15 protein-coding genes are annotated in these 19,062 nt (G+C 57.1%); 7 read left to right on the forward strand and 8 right to left on the reverse strand.

Features of this window, described 5'->3' with window-relative positions:
- Nucleotides 1–39: 39 nt before the first annotated feature.
- Nucleotides 40–1,944, reverse strand: a complete 1,905-nt coding sequence (locus HMPREF9334_RS06350) for a fructose-bisphosphatase class III (protein WP_006692654.1) — start codon at nt 1,942–1,944, stop codon at nt 40–42.
- A gap of 104 nt (nt 1,945–2,048) precedes the next feature.
- On the reverse strand, nt 2,049–3,590 hold the full coding sequence (locus HMPREF9334_RS06355; protein ID WP_006692655.1) for an ABC transporter permease/substrate-binding protein: 1,542 nt from the start codon (nt 3,588–3,590) through the stop codon (nt 2,049–2,051).
- Between the two features lie 137 nt (nt 3,591–3,727).
- Here HMPREF9334_RS06355 and HMPREF9334_RS06360 point away from each other — a divergent pair, with 137 nt between their 5' ends.
- The 7 genes from HMPREF9334_RS06360 (at nt 3,728) to HMPREF9334_RS06390 (ending at nt 12,534) form a co-directional block, all read left to right on the forward strand.
- Nucleotides 3,728–5,086 (forward strand): HAD-IC family P-type ATPase, encoded by a 1,359-nt coding sequence (locus tag HMPREF9334_RS06360; RefSeq protein ID WP_039957396.1) that lies wholly within the window; start codon nt 3,728–3,730, stop codon nt 5,084–5,086.
- 163 nt (nt 5,087–5,249) lie between these two features.
- The gene (locus tag HMPREF9334_RS06365; protein WP_006692657.1) at nt 5,250–6,620 is read left to right on the forward strand and encodes a cytochrome ubiquinol oxidase subunit I; all 1,371 of its coding nucleotides are present in this window, start codon (nt 5,250–5,252) and stop codon (nt 6,618–6,620) included.
- Nucleotides 6,621–6,622: 2 nt separating this feature from the next.
- Nucleotides 6,623–7,639 carry a cytochrome d ubiquinol oxidase subunit II gene (gene cydB, locus HMPREF9334_RS06370; protein WP_006692658.1) on the forward strand — a complete coding sequence of 339 codons (1,017 nt, stop codon included), beginning with the start codon at nt 6,623–6,625 and terminating at the stop codon, nt 7,637–7,639.
- Nucleotides 7,640–7,644: 5 nt separating this feature from the next.
- Nucleotides 7,645–9,291, forward strand: coding sequence for a thiol reductant ABC exporter subunit CydD (gene cydD / locus HMPREF9334_RS06375; RefSeq protein ID WP_006692659.1), 1,647 nt, complete (start codon nt 7,645–7,647; stop codon nt 9,289–9,291).
- Entirely contained in the window at nt 9,288–10,901 is a 1,614-nt protein-coding gene (locus HMPREF9334_RS06380) for an amino acid ABC transporter ATP-binding/permease protein (protein ID WP_006692660.1), read from the forward strand. The genes cydD and HMPREF9334_RS06380 overlap by 4 nt, the downstream gene beginning before the upstream one ends.
- Nucleotides 10,898–11,614 (forward strand): hypothetical protein, encoded by a 717-nt coding sequence (locus tag HMPREF9334_RS06385; protein ID WP_006692661.1) that lies wholly within the window; start codon nt 10,898–10,900, stop codon nt 11,612–11,614. Before HMPREF9334_RS06380 ends, HMPREF9334_RS06385 begins: the two co-directional genes overlap by 4 nt.
- Before the next feature lie 263 nt (nt 11,615–11,877).
- A complete protein-coding gene (locus tag HMPREF9334_RS06390; RefSeq protein WP_006692662.1) occupies nt 11,878–12,534 on the forward strand; it encodes a hypothetical protein in 657 nt (218 codons plus the stop codon).
- A gap of 116 nt (nt 12,535–12,650) precedes the next feature.
- Here the strand turns inward: HMPREF9334_RS06390 and HMPREF9334_RS06395 are convergent, their stop codons facing one another.
- Genes HMPREF9334_RS06395 through HMPREF9334_RS06420 form a run of 6 tightly spaced genes read right to left on the reverse strand, consistent with a single transcriptional unit; the run spans nt 12,651 to nt 19,059 of the window.
- Nucleotides 12,651–14,105 (reverse strand): NADH-quinone oxidoreductase subunit N, encoded by a 1,455-nt coding sequence (locus tag HMPREF9334_RS06395; RefSeq protein WP_006692663.1) that lies wholly within the window; start codon nt 14,103–14,105, stop codon nt 12,651–12,653.
- Nucleotides 14,105–15,637, reverse strand: a complete 1,533-nt coding sequence (locus tag HMPREF9334_RS06400) for a complex I subunit 4 family protein (protein ID WP_006692664.1) — start codon at nt 15,635–15,637, stop codon at nt 14,105–14,107. The genes HMPREF9334_RS06395 and HMPREF9334_RS06400 overlap by 1 nt, the downstream gene beginning before the upstream one ends.
- The gene (nuoL, locus tag HMPREF9334_RS06405; protein ID WP_006692665.1) at nt 15,634–17,535 is read right to left on the reverse strand and encodes an NADH-quinone oxidoreductase subunit L; all 1,902 of its coding nucleotides are present in this window, start codon (nt 17,533–17,535) and stop codon (nt 15,634–15,636) included. Before nuoL ends, HMPREF9334_RS06400 begins: the two co-directional genes overlap by 4 nt.
- 14 nt (nt 17,536–17,549) lie before the next feature.
- Nucleotides 17,550–17,855, reverse strand: coding sequence for an NADH-quinone oxidoreductase subunit NuoK (gene nuoK, locus HMPREF9334_RS06410; protein WP_006692666.1), 306 nt, complete (start codon nt 17,853–17,855; stop codon nt 17,550–17,552).
- The gene (locus tag HMPREF9334_RS06415) at nt 17,852–18,346 is read right to left on the reverse strand and encodes an NADH-quinone oxidoreductase subunit J (protein WP_006692667.1); all 495 of its coding nucleotides are present in this window, start codon (nt 18,344–18,346) and stop codon (nt 17,852–17,854) included. The genes nuoK and HMPREF9334_RS06415 overlap by 4 nt, the downstream gene beginning before the upstream one ends.
- Nucleotides 18,343–19,059: a 4Fe-4S dicluster domain-containing protein gene (locus HMPREF9334_RS06420; RefSeq protein WP_006692668.1), complete on the reverse strand. Its 717-nt coding sequence runs from the start codon at nt 19,057–19,059 to the stop codon at nt 18,343–18,345. The genes HMPREF9334_RS06415 and HMPREF9334_RS06420 overlap by 4 nt, the downstream gene beginning before the upstream one ends.
- Nucleotides 19,060–19,062: the final 3 nt, after the last annotated feature.

Raw genomic sequence — 19,062 nt, forward strand, 5'->3', positions numbered from 1 at the left:
GCCCGCACATTGTCGTTTGATGTGCGGCTTTCTTATTCCTTACTGCGGCTTGATATGCCCCGTCTGATACGCGCGCAGGAGGGCGTGCAGGTCAGCGATCTCGTCCATGATCGCCGCGCCGCGATCTGTGTCGCGTACGAGGCAGCTGCGTGCCTGCAGTTCGACGGTCTGCGAGACGGACTCGATGTCGCGGTTCTCGCGCAGCGCCTCACGTACATTCGCCACCGTCTGATGCTGGAGGAGACGCAGCCCGCGCGAGTTGTAGATGAGTGTGTAGCCCGAGATGCCCGTCTTGGAATGGTATGGCGTCGCAAAACCGCCGTCGATGATGATCGCGCGTCCATTCGCACGCAGCGGACTCTCCCCCTTCTTTACCTTGACAGGAACGTGCCCGTTGATGATGTGCCCGTGCTTGGGGTCAAGCCCGAACTCCGCAAGGATTTTCTCGCAGATTTCCTCCTCCTTGATGAGGCGGAAATACGGGTCGGACGGCTCTTTCCACGTAGACTCGTCGGAGATAAAGGAACGCTCAAACGTTGTGAACGAGCGTCCCGAGGTCGGCGCGAGCAGCCCGCACCAGAGGAAGTACATAAAGTCCAGCCCTTCCTGCGTGTGTTCGTTCCAAGCCGCGCGCGCTTTTTCCTCACAGAAGTCCATCCATGCGCGTCCCGTGTATTCCTCGCCCCTGTATGTAATGGTGCGGAAGCTGCCGTCCTCGTTCATGGGGACACAGCCGTGGAACAGAAGGTTGCCGTTGTAGCACATATACATGCTGCCGCGCTCGTAGAGATAGTCCACATGACGTTGGAGTGCCTTGCTCTCAAGGAAATAGGAGCGCAAATCGTCGATGATGTGCCGCTCCTCCTCCGTCAGTTCGTAGCAGTCTGCGCCGTCGTCAATCGTCGGGAAGTAGGCACTATCGAGTTCCACGCGCCGTCCATTGTTCAGTGTGACACAGGATAGGCTGAAGTCAATCTTGTCGAGGAGCAGACGGTCCTCCATGCAAAAATTGGGATTGCGCTTGATGAGCGCCCCCTCGAGTTTGAACATCATCATCGAAATCGCACGCTCTGCCGCCTTGATCGGGTTCTCGTCGGGATAGATGCGCGAGGCAAACGTCGAGAGCGGGCGCAGGCTGATGCCGTAGCCGCGTTCCAACACGTCCGTATTGCGGTAGCGCAGCGAGTTGCGGATGACCGCCGCGATACAGACCTCGCTGCCGAGTGCCGCGCCCATCCAGAGTACGTCGTGGTTGCCCCACTGGATGTCAACGGACGGATGCTGCATGAGGAGGTCGAGAATGCCGTCGGGACGGTCGCCGCGATCGAAGAAGTCGCCGACGATATGGATGCGCTCGACCGCGAGCCGCTTGACGAGCACGCTGAACGCATCGATGAAGTCCGTGCCGCCGCCGATCTCCACGATGGTCTCAATCAGTTGTTTATAGTAGTAGAGCTGCGCCTCATCCAGCTCGGGGCGCGTACTGAGCAGCTCCACGATGACGGATTCGTAGCGTTTGGGAATGTAGCTGCGCATCTTGCTTGCAGGGAATTTCCAGCTCATGAGTTTGGTCAGTTCGAGCAGATTTGCAATGTTCTGCTGATACCAGATTGCGTCCGCCTTGCCCTCTGCTGTCAGCTGCTCCACCTTCTCGCGCGGATAGTAGATCAGCGTGCAGAACTCCGCCTTCTCCTCCTCCGTCATGCGCTCGCCAAAGCAGTAGTCCACCTTTTCCTTGATGACACCCGAGCAGTTGTTGAGGATGTGAAAGAACGAATCATATGCACCATGCAGATCGCTCATGAAGTGCTCCGTGCCCTTCGGCAGCATGAGCTGTGATTTCAGATAGACGATTTTTTCGTAGACGATCTCCTTCGTCGGGTACTTCTCTGCCATCAGACGGAGCACCTTGTCCTGCTCCGCCTTTATCGTATTTATGCCCATATCGCTTCCTCCTGCGTAATATTTTTACTCTTCTGTATTCTAGCATCGGATGGAATTTATTTCAAGAAATCTCTCTCATTTGCGTGGAGTGCACAGGCACGGCTTCAAAGCAGTCTCTTCCCGCGCAGAAATTCCTCCGCGACCGCGTGCGGTTCCTTCCCCTCGCTCTCGACAGCGTAGTTCATCGCCGCCATCTCCTCGTCTGTGATACGGTCCGTCAGCTTCTCCAATACCGGCACAAGCTCCGGGTGCCGTTCCAACACCGCGGCACGCACAACGTTTCCGCAACGGTAGGATGGGAAAAAGTTCCGATCATCCGTTAGCACACGCGCATCCGCCGCCGCAAGCTGTCCGTCTGTCGTAAACACAATCATCACGTCAATTTGCTTGTTCGCGAGTGCCTGATATTTCAGCCCAATGTCGAGGTCGACCGTCCGGGCAAAATCCAGCCCGTACACCTTGCAGAGCGCAGGATACCCATCTGCGCGCTCAAAAAAATCGTACTCCGCACCAAAGACGAGTTGAGGGGCGACGCGGCGCAGGTCAGAATACGTGTGCAGATCATACTGCTCCGCAATCTCACGCCGCACGGCGATGCCGAACGTATCGTTAAAGCCGTACATCCCGACCCAACGCATCGCAAAACGCCGCTCATATTCCTCGGACAGCTGCGGAAACAGTTCCTCGCTGTATTTTGACTCCTCCTTGAGCACCATGTTCCAACCCGTTCCCGTATACTCCGGGTAAATGTCGAACGCGCCGCTCTCCATCCCGGGGTGGATGTTCGACGTGCCGCCGCCGACGCCCGCTGTGATGCGTGCCTCGAGCCCCGTATCGTGCTCGATGACCATTTTAAGCATTTCGCCCATAATCAGCTGCTCCGTCATCGGCTTGGTCGCAATGTGGACGACATCTGCCTTGCCGAAGAAGCCATAGGTCACAGTGCTCACGGCAATGAGCAGTACGGCAGCGGCCCCCGCATAGGCAGCGCGTACGTTTCCTGTGATGCGTGCGGGGCGTTTCAGCCATGCCTCGACCTGCCCCAGTGCGCCGTCCACCACGAGCGCAAGCACGGCGATCAGGAGGCTCCCCGCAATCGTGAGCGCGGGGTTGTTCGTCGTGATGCCGCGATAGATGGCAACACCGAGACCGCCCGCACCGATAAAGGACGCAATGCCGGCAAGTGCAATCGTCATCGTCGCCATATTGCGAATCCCGGACATGATGACGGGCATCGCAAGCGGAATCTGAACACGCGTCAGCACATGAAACGCCGAGCCGCCCATGCCGATTGCCGCCTCCACAAGCGAGGGCTGTATCTGCGCAAGCCCCGTATGCGTCGCGCGCACCATCGGCAGGAGTGCGTAGATCGTGAGTGCAATGATCGCCGAGCGGTTGCCGATGCCGAAAAACGGAATCAAAAAACCGAGCATCGAGATCGACGGGATCGTATAGAGGAAGTTCACCGTGCCAAGCGTCGGTGCCGCCGCACGCTCATAACGATGAATGAGGATGCCCGCCGCTCCGCCGAGCACGACAGCGATGCCGATTGCTGCCCCCGAGATCCACAGATGCTCAACCAAAAGCTGTACAAAGAACGCACTGCGTTCTGAAAAAATGGAAAAAACCTCGTGCAATAGCTCCATATCCCACCTCATTTTGTCATTTCTATAAATAAATATAGCACAAAGAATTCTTTTCTTCTACTATATCTTATTTGTCACATCCCCATACCTATGCTATAATGCCCCTGTAACATCTATAGGGCAGGAGCTGAACGTCCTTGAAAAAAATGTTTTCTTCGTTCTTTCATTTTATCGCAAGCGTCGTCCTTGCGGCGGGAGCCGCAGGATACTGGTACATCGCGGGCGGCATCACAATCGAAGCGGCATCTGAAATTTTTCTCGGGGTCTTTCTCGCCGCTTCGCCGCTCCCCTTTATTGTCTCACGCCTGCTCATTGCACTGCGCATCAAACGCCGTCTGCGTGACTCCGCCATCGTGTGCAGCCGCGTGGGAGCGCTGACGGAGCTGCTGCATGTCGACACGATTGCGTTCAACCGCAACGGCACACTCACCGAGGGCAACGTCTTCATCTCCGCCCTCGTGCCCGAGGGCATGACACAGGGCTCGCTGTTGGCACTCGCCGCCAGTGCTGAGCGCGAAGCGGCACACCCCTACGCGCACGCTCTCTACGATACCGCCGTACAGCGCGGTCTCCATCTGCAGCGACACTCTGCCGCACGTGAGACGGAGAGCTTCGGTGTCGAGGCGCTGATTGCACGCACGCCTGTGCGAGTAGGAAAAAAAGAGTGGCTGCAGGAGGAAAATATTGAAATCAGCGCGGCTCTCCTCACGCGTGCCGATCAGCTCGCCACGAGCGGTCAGACACCGCTCTTCGTCAGTTCGAGCAAGTACGCACGCGGCATCATCGCCGTCCGTGACGACATACGTGCCGAGGTGCGGCGTGCCCTGCAGTCACTCAAGGAGCGCGGGCTGTCCCTCATCCTCCTCACAGGTGAGACAAAACGTCTCGCGAACGCAACGGGCAAAGAACTGAAGATCAGCGAGGTGCGCTCCGATCTCACAGACGCAGACAAGGCACGTGAGATCCGTCTTCTCCAATCGCGCGGCTCCGTCGTCGCGATGGTCGGCGATCCTATGTCGGATCAAGCCGCCATGCGTGCGGCAGACATCAGCATCGGCTGCCCATCCTCCTACGAAAAGCCGGTCACCGATGCTCCGGATGAGACACCGCACGATCCACTGCACGAGGAACTCCTGCGCGGGCCGAACGGTGATGAATCCGCAAGCGAGATCGAGCCGCTGATGTCACCCGAGGACGCCGCCTACTTCGAGGCGCAGGCACTCCGCAATCAGGGACACTCCACGAACTTCACCCCAGACATCACACTCGACAGCGAGGGGCTTCCGAGTCTCGTCACCCTCTGGGACACCTGCAACGCTGCACGTGCACGCGCCAAGCAAAACCGTCTGCTGAGCACGCTCTTCCTCCTCACCTTCACATTGGCGTCCGCAGGTGTCTTCACCGCACTTGATGCTGCGATTCTCCCCTATTCATTTGTCGGCGGTGCGCTTGTTCTCCTGCTTATCTTTCTTATTGTGAACGCGCTTCGAAAATGAGATTAACAAATATTTATTCCTAAATAAGTAAAAATATTCATCTAACTTGTATTTCATTTTAACCTATGATATAATTCACCAAATCAGAGTCTTTTGTTGCAGAAAGCGCGCAAAAGTCGGTGTTATTGTCATCATAGGTATTTTATTTAGGAGGGGTTTGGAAATGGAAGAAGTGCTGCTGTCACGATGGCAGTTTGCAATCACCACCATCTATCACTTTCTCTTCGTCCCCGTCACCCTCGGCATGGCGATCTTCGTCGCCCTGCTTGAGACGTGCTACGTAAAGACGAAAAGACCGGAATGGAAAAAGACCTGCCGAAAGCTACTGCATTTCTTTGGCACGCTGTTTCTCATCAACTTTGCGATGGGTGTTGTCACAGGTCTGGTGCAAGAATTCCAGTTTGGCATGAACTGGTCGGAGTATTCGCGTTTCATGGGCGATATCTTCGGCGCACCGCTCGCACTCGAGGCACTCACGGCGTTCTTCCTTGAGTCGACGTTCCTCGGCATCTGGATGTTCGGTTGGGACAAGCTGTCTGAAAAAGCGCATTGCGCCTGCATCTGGCTTGTCGCCATCGGCAGCAACCTGTCGGCATTCTGGATTCTCGTTGCGAACTCGTTCATGCAGCACCCCGTTGGCTACACAATTGCAAACGGACGTGCAGAAATGGCAAGTTTCTTTGAACTTGTAACCAACCACTATATCGTCGGCGAGCAGTCACACACCCTCTTTGCGGGCATCACAACGGCAGGCTTTGTCGTCATGGCAGTCTCTGCTTGGAAACTGCTCCACGATGAGGAGTCGCGCTACGCATTCACACAGGCGATCAAGGCGGGTGCGATCTACACAATCGTCGGTGTCGTCGGTGTCATTATGAGCGGACATTTCCACACGCAGTACCTCGCACAGGCAAGCCCGATGAAGCTCGCAGCGATGGAGGCACTCTGGGATACGGAGGATCCTGCTCCGTTCGCCGTTCTCGCCTATCCGAACATGGAGAAGGGGCACAACGATTTCGAGATCACGATTCCCTATATGTTCACCATCATGGTGCATGACAACATCAAGGGAGAGGTGCGCGGCATCAACGACCTCCAGAAGGAGGCCGTCGAGAAATTCGGTCCCGGCGACTACCGCCCGCATGTAACGATGCTCTTTTACTCCTTCCGTGCAATGGTCGGAGCCGGCTTCTTCATGGTACTCGTCTCGCTCGTCGTATTTTACCTCGCGAAAAAGGACAAGCTGTTTACGGCAAAGAAGCTGCTCTACGCCCTCCCGTGGCTGGTCGTCGTTCCCTTTATCGCAAACTCCTGCGGCTGGATCGTGGCGGAGATGGGACGTCAGCCGTGGCTGGTCGTCGGACTTCAAAAGACGGTGAACGGTGTCTCACCGAATCTCACCTCTGCTGAGATCATGATTACAATGATCGGGTTTACGGTGGTCTATCTGCTGCTCCTGATCACGGCACTCTACCTCGCCTTCCGCTTCATCCGCCGCACGCAGATCACACCTGCCATCGAAGGAGGGAAGTAAGAATGGACTACAATATTCTCTGGTTTGTGCTCATCGTCGTTCTCTTCACGGGATTCTTCTTCCTGGAGGGATTCGACTACGGTGTCGGCACACTTCTCACGCTTCTCTCAAACAGAGAGGAAGACCGCTCCCAGGTGATTCGTGCCATCGGCCCCGTCTGGGACGGCAATGAGGTCTGGATGATTACGGCGGGCGGCGCGACCTTCGCGGCATTCCCGCACGTCTATGCAACGATGTTCAGCACGTTCTATCTCGCACTCTTCCTCATGCTGGTTGCGCTCATCCTGCGCGGTGTCGCATTCGAGTTCCGCCATCAGCGTTCGGATGATGCGTGGCAGCGCCGCTGGTCGTATGCGATTGCCTTTGGCAGTATCGTCCCCGCATTCCTTTGGGGGGTTGCTGTCACAAATCTGATCGCGGGTCTGCCCATTGGCTCGAATATGGTCTATCAGGGAAATTTCTTTGATCTCCTGACACCATACACAGTGGTTGGCGGTCTGACCTTCGTCGCAGTCTTTGCTTTCCATGGCGCGGCGTTCCTGCGCCTGCGCCTCACGAGCACCTACCTCCTCGACCGTGCCCGCGTGCTTGGTCTGAAGTTCGGCGTCGCTGCAGCACTTCTCTATGTGCTCTGCATGGTGCTCACATACACGGAGACGGATCTCTATGCCAGCCCGCTTGCAGCCGGCGCACTCGTCTTCTCGGCGGCAGCATTTGTTGCGGGTCTCGGTGCAATGTATAAGGGAGCACAGCTGCCCGCATTCGTACTCGGCGGCCTTGCCATCGTCGGTACAACGGTCGGCTTCTTCGCCGGGCTCTTCCCGCGGCTCATGGTCTCAAGCCTCAACCCCGGATGGAGTCTCACGATCTACAATGCGTCCTCGACGCAGTACACGCTCTCCATCATGACGATTGCGGCGGGCATTCTCGTTCCCGTGGTCCTCGGCTACCAGATCTGGACGTACTACATCTTCCGCAAGCGTATCTCTCCAAATGATACAGGACATCAGGCGTACTGACACATATGAAAAAAAAGAAGTCCATTTTACGCTCTGCACTGCATACACAGCGAAACATCCTCCTCGTACGCACGGCGATTGAACTCCTCCACGGAGGTCTGGTTGTCACAGCGGCGTGGAAGACTTCCATCATCGTGAATGCGGTATTCATGGAGCACGGCGGACCTACCGAAACAGCATCAGATCTTCTGATGCTGTTTTTGTGCGTCCTATCGATGGCTCTCCTGCGCCTCCCGAAGTCTCGCATTGAAGCGCAGCTCTCCCATCGTCTTCGCCTGTCTGCGCGTACCTCGCTGCACAAGGCGATGCTTCTGCAGGGGCGCGGCTCCGCGGGCGCACTGACGCTAACACTGGAGCGCGTCGACGCACTCGATCCGTTCTTCCACACGGTACTGCCCACAATGATTGCGGGTGCGGTGCTGATCCCGCTGATTCTCATTGTCACAGCGTTTGCAGACCCACTCTCGGCGCTCCTCTTCCTCGTGACGCTGCCGATTGCGCCGTTCCTGCTTTTCCTCATCGGAAAAGCGACACGCCGTGCGAGTGAACGGCAGTGGGACAAGATGCAGTCGCTCACGGACGGATTCGGCGAACTCGTGCGTGCGGCAATGACGCTCAAGATCTTTCGCCGCATCGATACCGAGGGTGCTCATCTCGCGCGTATGAGCCACAGCTTTGCCGAGGCATCCCTCTCCGTTCTGCGGCTTGCCTTTGTCTCCGCATTCGCACTTGAGCTGATTACCACCCTCTCGATTGCACTCATTGCCGTCTCCATCGGTCTGCGTCTGCTGGAAGGAATGATGTCCTTCCAGCCGGCGTTCTTTGTGCTCATCCTTGCGCCGCTGTTCTATCAGCCGCTGCGCGAGGGCGGCATCGCATTCCATGCAGCGATGGATGCAAAGACGGCAGAGACTGCGCTCACCCCCTATCTGGATCTCCCTTCCTCCACGGACGGCGCACGCAGTCAGATCCTCTCGCCGCCCGCTGTGCATACGGAACATCTCTCCTATCGCTACCCACTGACCGAGGAGGAAGTGCTTACGGGGTTAACCCTCTCGTTCCCTGCGGGAAAATCCACGGTGATTGCAGGGGCGAGCGGCATTGGTAAGTCGACACTGCTCCTCCTGCTCGCGGGGCAGATCACGCCGACCGAGGGAAAGATCCTCCTTGCGGACGGCGCAGGCAACGCGAACAATTTTGACCTTGCACATCTCTCGGAGACGACACGCACGCATCTCATCACCTACGTTCCGCAAGAACCGCATATCTTTACGGCAACCCTCGCGGAGAACGTCAGTCTGTGGCTCGAAAACGCCACTGACGAAGCCGTCACTGCGGCACTTGAGGCAGCGGCACTTGGAGACTTCCTGCGCGCTCTGCCCGAGGGACTTCGGACACCGCTCGGACAGGGCGGGCAGCCCCTTTCAGCAGGCCAACGTCACCGCCTTGGTCTTGCACGCGCGTTTTTCCAAAACCGCCCCATTGTCCTCCTCGATGAGGTGACAGCAGGTCTGGACGGGCAAACAGAGGTGCTCGTTATGGATGCGTTGACGCGATTCGCACATCATCGCACGCTGATTCTGACATCACATCGTCCCGCACTGATTGCATGGGCGGAGCACGTTATTACATTGGGAGGTGGGGAGCTATGACAGCCGCACTCTTTCGTCTGCTCTCCATTGCAGCGCCATCGAAGGCACTGCCCGCACTCCTTGCGGGGGTGCTCGCTGCAGCCTCAGGTATTGCGCTCATCGGTACAGCTGCGTGGATCATCGCGAGCGCGGCGCTGCAGCCGCCGCTGTCCGCACTTGCGCTTGCAATTACAATGGTACGTGCATGCGGCATCGGTCGCGCGGTCTTTCGCTATCTCGACCGTCTGCTCTCCCATCGTCTTGCATTCGCCTGTTACGAGGACTTGCAGCAGGCGACCTATCGGCGCTCCGCTGCAGTGATTCCCCTGCGGGAAGGCAATGTCCGCGAGGGAGAATTTCTGCACGATCTCCTCACGGGCTGCGAGACCCTACGCGACTTCTACCTGCGCACCGTTCCACAACCACTGATTGCGGGGCTGCTCACCGCTGTGACCTGCACAGCGCTCCTGCCGCTCAGCTTGTGGGGCGCACTGCTCATCGCATTTCTCTATTTTCTGCATCTCGCCCTCCCCCATCTCCTGCACGAGGCAGATCTGCGCACGGAGGGCACCGCCTATCGTGAGGTTCTGCTCGACCGCCTCGACGGATGCACTGAACTCGCGGCGGCAGGTACACTCACTCGGGCGCAGGGGCAACTCGACCGTGCAGCAGAGGATTTTCAGCGCAGGCAGGATGACAAACGCACAAAGCGTGAACGGCTGTTCACCCTGCTTGATATTCTGCGTGTTGCGGTCTGGATTCTACTGATCGTTCTGCTTACGCCATGCGTCGCAGACAGAATGCTGACGGGTGTACAATACGCTGTCTGGGTGCTTGTCCTCGAAGCCGTGCTCAGCGAGTACCGCCCCCTGCCCGCCGCAAGTCTGGGCGCAGCGGAGGCTGCACGGGCAGCTGAGACGATTCTTTCCGCACAGGAAAATTCCTCTGCAAAAAAAATGTCGTTCCCCTCCCCCGTCTTTATTGCAGATGCCCCGCTGATTGCGGCAGAGCATCTTACCTTTTCCTACCATGACGGCATTCCGATCCTGCGGAATTTCTCATGTACGATTCGGCGCGGGGAGCACACAGCGATCATCGGTGAGAGCGGTGCAGGCAAGACGACGCTTGCAAGCCTCCTCCTGCGCCTCTGGGAGCCTGACAGTGGTACAATCTCATATGGAGGAGTATCGCACACCGCCCTTTCTGCAGACACATCACGCGCCCTCTTTGGAGCCTCCCTGCAGGGAAGTTATCTCTTCAGCACATCGACGCGCGACAACTTCCTGCGTTTGCATGCGGATATGAATGAGAAGCGGATGTGGCATGCACTTGAGACTGCACAGCTTGCCGATGTGATACGGGCACTTCCTGCGGGACTGGATGAACCTCTGGGTGCAAATGCTGTACGGCTCTCGGGCGGACAGCGCAGCCGTCTGCTCACCGCGCTTGCCCTTGCCGCCGAGGCAGAGATTCTCTTGCTTGACGAGCCGACGGCAGGGCTGGATGCCACACGCGGGCAGCGATTGATCGCTGCTATTCTGGAGGAACTCGACGCACGCGACGGTACGCTCATCGTCATCACGCATGACCTTCCCCTTTTAGACCGTATGAAACAGGTGATAGAACTATGACACAGGAACACTTTCACGAACTCATCCACATTGTTTTGGATCGCCTCGGTGCGGCAGCCCCGCCGCACGAACTCTTTGCTGGCGGTGTGGAGGACTGGCACGCACGCGCGCGCCTTGCCCACTTCCTCGCACAGACCGAGGAGTACCATGCCGAAGCCTTGGAACTCTTTCTGAGCGTCGTCGACGCAGAGCCGAACGAGGAGCTTGCACAGGATGTCGAGGAAAAAGTCTATGCCATGCAGGGGCTGAGTGCCCTCGAAGCGGCGGACAAGGCAACGCAGGAAGCAGCACTTGAGCACATCAACCTGGCGATCGAATGTGCCGAATCCACGGATTTCCTCTACAAGTACATCCTGCGCGGCGAGCTCTGGGCGGATCGTTGGAACCTCATGCACAAGCTGCGCATGACCGAGGAAGCGGAAGCGGAGGCAGATGAGCGCATTGCCGCCTTTGACGGCCTTGCGGAGGCGGTGCCGCACAACTCGTATCTCTACTACGGCTATCGCTTCAAGGCACATCTCGCCGCTGAGCGCGGCGTCGTTCTCATTGCAAAGGACTATATGCACATGGCGATTCACGCGATGGAGATCCCACCCGCCTATGCGCAGGAGCTTGCGGATGGCTTTGCCGCAACACATGAAAACGCCCCGTGGATTCTGCGCGAAATCGACCGCGCAACACCGAATCCCGAACAACTGCATTGGGATATATAGAAACGTACCGATATTTTGCGTATCATCGGAACGTATTTTCTTACCAATTCACGCTTTCTCTCCCCCATGAATAGGGGGAGTTTTTTTGCTTTTCTACTTGGTGCCAAAATACAGATATTTTTTCAAAAATTTTTGTAAAACCTGTTATTTATGACAGTACGTTTTTTCTCTGCCTGTGATAAAATATAGGAGAACTTTCTGAAGAATATCCAAAAGGGATATTGGATTGGTTTTGGTTTTTCTCAGGAAAAGGAGGAACGACGATGAACACCTACATGTCAACGATGAGCAAGCTCTTGCTCGCACTATGCCTCGTTCTGTTCTCTAGCCTCGCACTCACCGGCTGCGGCGGGAACGAACCGGACGTCGATGTCAAGAACCTCGCAGAGGCAGTCGGACATGGTGACGCCGCTGCTGCCAAAGAGTTCAAACTCTCAGATAAGGACGCCGCAGGCATTGATGCCAAGTTCGTTCAGGAACTTGGGAAGGCTATCGATGCAAACAAGGAGTCCATGGATGCCGCACAGAAAGCAATGAACGAGAAATTCAAATCTCTGAAGTATAAGACCGAGCTCGTATCCAAAACCGATAATTCCGCAAAGGTTAAAGTTACAACCGATTACATCAGCTTTATGACCGCCTTTGCCGGAATGATGCAGGGTATGGAGGCAGAAGCCCAAAAACTGGATCCGAATGATCCAAATTCCTTTGATAAGCTCGGTGCCATCTGCATGGAGCTGTTTGCTAAGGAGATAACAAATGCCAAGGTTGAGGGACAGCAGTCCTTCGAGGTAGAGGTTACCAAGAACAAAGATACGGGGAAATGGATGCCCGCCGATCTCACGAAGTTCCAGGATACTCTTGCAGCCTATATGCTCTTTAAGGATGGCGACGATTCCATCATGAACGACATGAACTAACGACCACTAAGCAGTGTACACAAAAACGCCCGACGCACGTCGGGCGTTTTCAATTGGAGGAATCTCTGATAAAATTTAGTACCAAGCTGATGGACTTCATTTTATCAGAGATTCCTTTACCTCATAAATGTATAGACTGCCACATTTGTAAAGATGGCAAGAGGCTCTGCCCACACACCGATGATGAGCGTAAAGGCGACGGCAATAACGCCCATCGCACTTGCCGGAAGCGGCAGACGCAGACGCTCCTCGACCACCTTCTCCCCTTCCTCGACATCGCGGAACATCTCCTTGATGACAAGCAGGTAGTAGTAGACGGACATCATCGACATGACAAAGCCGACACCTGCGAGCCAGAGGTACCCCGCGTCAATCGCGGCGGAGAAGATGTAGATCTTCCCGACAAAGCCCGCCGTCGGCGGAATGCCCGCCATCGTGAGCAGGGCAACCATCAGGATGCCCGCCGGCAGCAGTGAGTCCTTCGCAAGTCCGCGCACACTCGTAAAGTCCGCGCCGCCGCGCTTCATCTCAAGGTAGGACACCGTGACAAACGCGCCGACATTGGCGAAGACGTAAACCATCGCATAGAAGAGGACTGCCTTGATGCCCGCCGCATTCGTCGCGACCATCGCCGTCATCATGTAACCCGCCTGTGCAATCGACGAGTATGCAAGCATGCGCTTGATATTCGTCTGGCGGAATGCCATGAGGTTTCCGCCGACCATCGAGACTGCCGCAAGAATTGCGAGCAGATGCGCCCAGTACGCCGAGAGGAACGGAAATGCCACAAAGAGCACACGCAGCAGGACCGCAATGCCCGCCGCCTTCGAGCACATGGCAAGAAGTGCCGTCACGGGTGCGGGCGCACCTTCGTACACATCGGGTGCCCAGAGATGAAACGGGATGATCGAGAGCTTGAAGAAGAAACCGGCAAGGATAAAGACCACGCCGATCAGCCCGAGTGAGAACACGAGCCCAAGCCCCTGTGCAATGTTCTGGAATACCATCGTCCCCGTCATGCCGTAGACGAGACTCATGCCGTAGAGCAGCACCGCCGTCGAACCGGAGGCAAAGACGAGATACTTGATGCCCGCCTCCGCCGAGAGCGGCGAATCCGTACGAATTGCAACGAGCCCGTAGAACGAAACCGTCATCAGCTCAAGCCCGACGAACGCCGTCATGAGATCGTTCGCCGAGGCAAGGACGCACATGCCGAGCAGCGCCGAGAGAAGGAGCAGATAGAACTCCCCCTTGTGCCTGAGTGTCTGCTCCACATAGTCCGCCGCAAAGATCACGGTTGAGAGAATCCCAATGATGAAGAGAATCTTGAAGAATATGGAGTAGCCATCGACGATGTAAAGCCCCGCATAGAACGCTGTCGCTCCACCGTCGGGCGGATACATGCCCACAGCGAGTGCGAGTACACCGAGAAGCCCTGCAACGGTCAGCCAGACCACGGGGCAGCGCGGCGCGTCCTTTTTGAGGACAAGATCGGTGACGAGCACCACCGCCATCAGTGCGGCGATTCCGATCTCCACGGAGATCGCGGTAAAATTCATCGCTTGCAGCATCAGTGCCCACCTCCTAAGATTGTCGGCGCATCCTGAATCAGTTCAAAGAGCGGCGCGAGCGGGGCAACCCCCGTATCCACGACATTCATGAGCAGTCCCGGGAACACACCGAATCCAACGAGGAACACACCGAGCACGACGAGCGGAACGACATCAATCTTGCGCTCATCGGGGAATTTTGCAAACCGCTCCACACGCGGTCCGAAGAGCACGCGTGCAAGCATACGCAGGACGTAGAATGCCGTGAAGATGATACCCGAAACGGCAATCACGGCAATCACGGGATAGACCTCGATGATGCCGACGAAGATCGTAAACTCCGGGATGAAGCCGATCAGCCCCGGCAGACCGAGCGAGCAGAGACCCGCAAGCATAAAGCCCACCGTGATGTGCGGCATATGATGTGCGAGACCCCAGAGGTCGCCGACGCTGCGCAGCTCCGTCTTCTCATAGACGTAGCCGACCTGCGAGAAGAAGAGCGCGAGCATGATACCGTGCGCCACCATGTAGGCAACCGCACCGCTCACACTCACGACGTTCAGAGCCGCAAAGCCAAGCAGGACGTAGCCCATATGGGAAACCGAGGAATACGCGATCATGTACTTGATGTCGCGCTGCGCAAGCGCAATGTAGGATGCGTAGATAACATTGATCATCGCGAGCACGGCGATCAGGGGAGCCCAGAACTTTGCGCCGAGCGGCAGAATGAAGAAGCCGATGCGGATGAGCGCGTAGCCCCCAATTTTTTTCAGCACGCCCGCGTTGATCATCGAGATCGCCGTCGGTGCGCCCGCATAGCCGTCGGGCGACCAGATGTGGAACGGGAACATCGACAGATGCGACCCGAACCCCACGAGCAGTAGGAAGAACGCCGTGACCTGCACCTCCCATGAGATATTGCCCATGAGAGCGGCGGCGGCAAGCGACTCGAAATCAAACGTGCGCATTCCCGACTCGTACGCACTCACATACAGGAGGAGCACGCCGAGCAGCATGAATGCCGAGCCGACGAGCAGGAAGATCGTCATCTTCATCGCCGCATGCTCTTTGCTCACGCGCTCCGACGAGCCCCAGATGAGCACCATCAGGTACGCCGGAATAACGACCATCTCGCAGAGCACGAGGAAGAAGAAGAGGTCACGCACGAGGAATGCCCCCGAAACGCCCGCAATCACGATGAGCAGGAGCACGAAATACTCCTTCACACGCTTCTCTATATTCCACGAGCTGTAGATTGCGGCGAGCCCCACAACGCTTGAGAGGAGCAGCATGGGCAGCGAGATCCCGTCAACACCGAGCGAATATGCAACGCCGAGATCCGTGATCCACGGGATGTACTCCGTGTACTGCATCCCGCCGCGCGCCATATCATAGTCCGCATAGACAAAGAGGGTCAGCAGAGTTGCGACCATCATCGCAAATGCCGAGAGCTGACGGATCGTATCGTGCAGCCGTCCCGGCAGCAGCGCAATGATGAGTGCCGCCACGAGTGGGGTCAGGAGGATGACCGAGAGAATCGGAAATGTCATCATCGGAAAGCACCTCCCCAGTAGGCGATGATCTGAACCGCCCAGTAGAGGGCATAACACAGAAGAATCAGAACGCCTGTATAGAACACGACAACGTACCGCTGCGCCTGACCGTTCGCGGACTCTGTGAGGAGGTCGCTCGTGGCGAGTGCATACGCCCCCAAGCCGATCATAATGTTGTCGAAGATCTTTTCATCGACCCATTTCAGGATCAGTGCCGTGCCGTAGACGAGACGCTCACGGAAGTACCCGTAAAGTTCGTCGATGTAGAACTTGTGGTAAACAACACGGTACAGGAAGCCGAAGCTCCGAGCCTGCATCGCCGACCGCAGACTGTGCCGTCCGTAGATCTGATAGGCGGCGGCAAAGGCGATGAGCGCAAGCACGGTACTCGTTCCCGCAACCGTCCAGTCAATCGCCTCATGGTGTGGAACGCCTTCGTTGATCCAGACGGAGAACCTGCCGAAATACCCCCACGCACCGCTTACAAGGGTGAGCAGGATGAGCATAATCATCGGCCAGCGCATGAATGCGTCGACCTCGTGCGCCTCGTGCGAACTGCGGCTCTCACCGAGGAATGCCACAATAAGGAGACGCGCCATGTAGAACGCCGTAAGGAACGAGGTAAATGTCGCCATCACGTAGAGCGGTGTGCTCGCGTGCATGACCGCCGCGAGGATCTCATCCTTTGAGAAGAAGCCCGAGAACGGCGGAATCCCCGAAATGGCGAGCACGCCGACGAGCATTGCTGCGAACGTCAGCGGCATCTTCCGCCAGAGGCCGCCCATCTTCGTGATATCCGTCTCATCGTGCAGTGCGTGCATGACAGCACCCGCACAGAGGAAGAGCATCGCCTTGAAGAAGGCGTGCGTCATGAGATGGAACATGGAGGCGGAAAACGCGCCGACACCGACCGCAAGCATCATATAGCCGAGCTGACTGATCGTCGAGTAGGCGAGCACCGACTTGAACTTGCGCTGTGTCACGGCGATGATCGCAGCAAAGAGCGCCGTGAATGCGCCGAGCCCCGCAATAAAGTCCATGACGAAGGGGGACTCACTGAAGATAAAGAACGCGCGCGCGACGAGATAGACACCCGCAGCGACCATGGTCGCCGCATGAATGAGCGCCGATGTGGGCGTAGGCCCTTCCATCGCGTCGAGCAGCCAGACATGGAGTGGGAACTGACCGGATTTACCGATCGGTCCCATAAAGAGCAGCAGGCCGATGACAGTCAGGAAGCCCGTGCCCGCAGCAAGGACATACGGCGGTACAAGCATACGCAGCTCGATGAAATCCATCGTCCCGAACACCATCTGCACGAGCAGAATGCCGACAAGCATCCCAAAGTCACCGATGCGCGTTGTGATGAACGCTTTTTTTGCCGCCTCACGCGCCGACACCTTGTGGTAGTAGAACCCGATCAGCAGGTAGGAACAGAGGCCGACCCCCTCCCAAAACACGTAGAGCTGGAGAAAGTTAACCGAGACGACAAGCCCGAGCATCGATGCCGAGAACAGCGAGATGAACGCAAAGAAGCGCCCCATCCCCTCGTCGTGCTCCATATAGCTTACGGAGTAGATGTAGACGAGCAGCGAGACGAGCGTCACAATGACGAGCATCATCGCCGCGAGCGGGTCGATGAGCACGCCCATCGTCAGCTTTACATCGCCGATCTGCGCCCAGAGCGCCTTCATCACATACGGATCGTTCATCGTGATCTGATAGTTCACGGTGGCGAGTGCGACAAAGACGGAGAACGCGAACGCGAGCGACATCATTGTGATCGCAATCGCTGCAGAGAGATTCTTTTCCTGCCGCGTGAACGGTCCGATGATGAGAAATGCCAGCGCGGGGAAGAGTGGGATCAGATAGGCATGCGTAAGTGCAAATGTAAACATATCGCTCCCCTCCCCTAATCTCTAAGCGTATCCAGTTCATCGACATTCGTCGTGAAGCGGATCTGATACAGACGGAACGCGAGAGCAAGCCCGACGGCGATCTCGGACGCGGCGACCGCGATCGAGAAGAGCGCCATGAGCTGTCCCTCCATATTGTGTGCATAGAAGCGGTCAAATGCGATGAGGTTGATGTTCACCGCATTCAGCATCAGCTCCACGCACATGAGGATCGGGATGATGCCGCGCCGCGTGAGCAGACCGTAAAGTCCGATGCAGAAGAGCACGGCGGCAACAAAGAGCAGTTCCGGTAGTCCGATCATGCCGTATCCCCTCCCCTCGCGAGGACAAGTGCCCCAACCATCGCAACGAGCAGCAGCACCGCCACGATCTCAAACGGCAGCACATAGGTGCCGAGCATCAGCCGCGCAATCTCCTGCGCGCCCGTAGATGCGCCGAGTTCCCCACCCGGCAGGGGCGAGAGCACAATGCCGAGACCGATGAGGAAGAAGAATCCGCCCGCAAGCAGTCCCGTCACCACGCGGCGAAAAATCTTCTGCGAGGGGTTTGACTGTGCCATCGAGTCGCGCCGCGTCAGCATGATTGCCATGACGATGAGGACAGCGACCGCGCCGCTGTAGACCATCAGCTGCACCGCGCCGAGGAACTCCGCGCCGATATAGAAGTAGATCGCCGCCACACCGATAAAGGAGAGGACGAGAAACAGTGCGCTGTGCACAACATTCGGGGATAGGACGACACCGAGCGCACCGATGATCGTCACCGCCGCAAGAAAATAGAAGATGATGCTCATGCCGTCCCTCCTTTCTGCTCGGCGTCCTTCGTTTCGACGGACGGCTCAGCCTTGGTCTCAGCCGATTTCTCCGCCGCCTGAGATTTTGCTGCGGCTGCCTTGCCTGCAGCCGCCTTCGCCGTCGCCATTTTTTCTGCCGCATCAGCGGGCACAGCGGTTTTTTCCGCTGCCGGCTTTGCCGCCTCCGGATTCTCCGCCGCCGCCTTCGCCGCCTCGGCTTTTGTCTTCGCGGCGGCCTCCGCCTTTGCCTTGGCAGCGGCTTCCTTCTTTGCCTTTTCCTCCGCCGCCTCCACCTCGACCTGCGCGAGGAATTCCTCCAGATCCGCGCGATCCTTGTCCGTCATCGCATCGTGCGTCATCGTCTCCTTGCTCCACGTCGAGATCGCATATTCCTTGTCCCAGACCAGCGTGTTCACAGGGCAGACCTCCACGCAGAGATTGCAGTAGAGGCAGCGTCCCGACTTGTGCACATAGGACTTCATATGACGCTTTTTCTTTGCATCCTGTACAATGGTAAGATCGAGTGCCTTGTTCGGGCACGCATTCGCACACATCGAACAGCCGATGCAGATGCGCCAGTCCATCGCGAGGTTCCCCCCGCGGAAATTATCCGTCATCGGAAGCTTTTCCTCGGGATAGCAGAAGGTCTCCTTCTTGCCCCAGAGGTGCTTCCATGTGACGCTCATACCCGTGAGCAATCCTTTACCAAACATGTG

The organism is Centipeda infelix ATCC 43532 (genome assembly GCF_000234095.1).
GTDB lineage: Bacteria > Bacillota > Negativicutes > Selenomonadales > Selenomonadaceae > Centipeda > Centipeda infelix.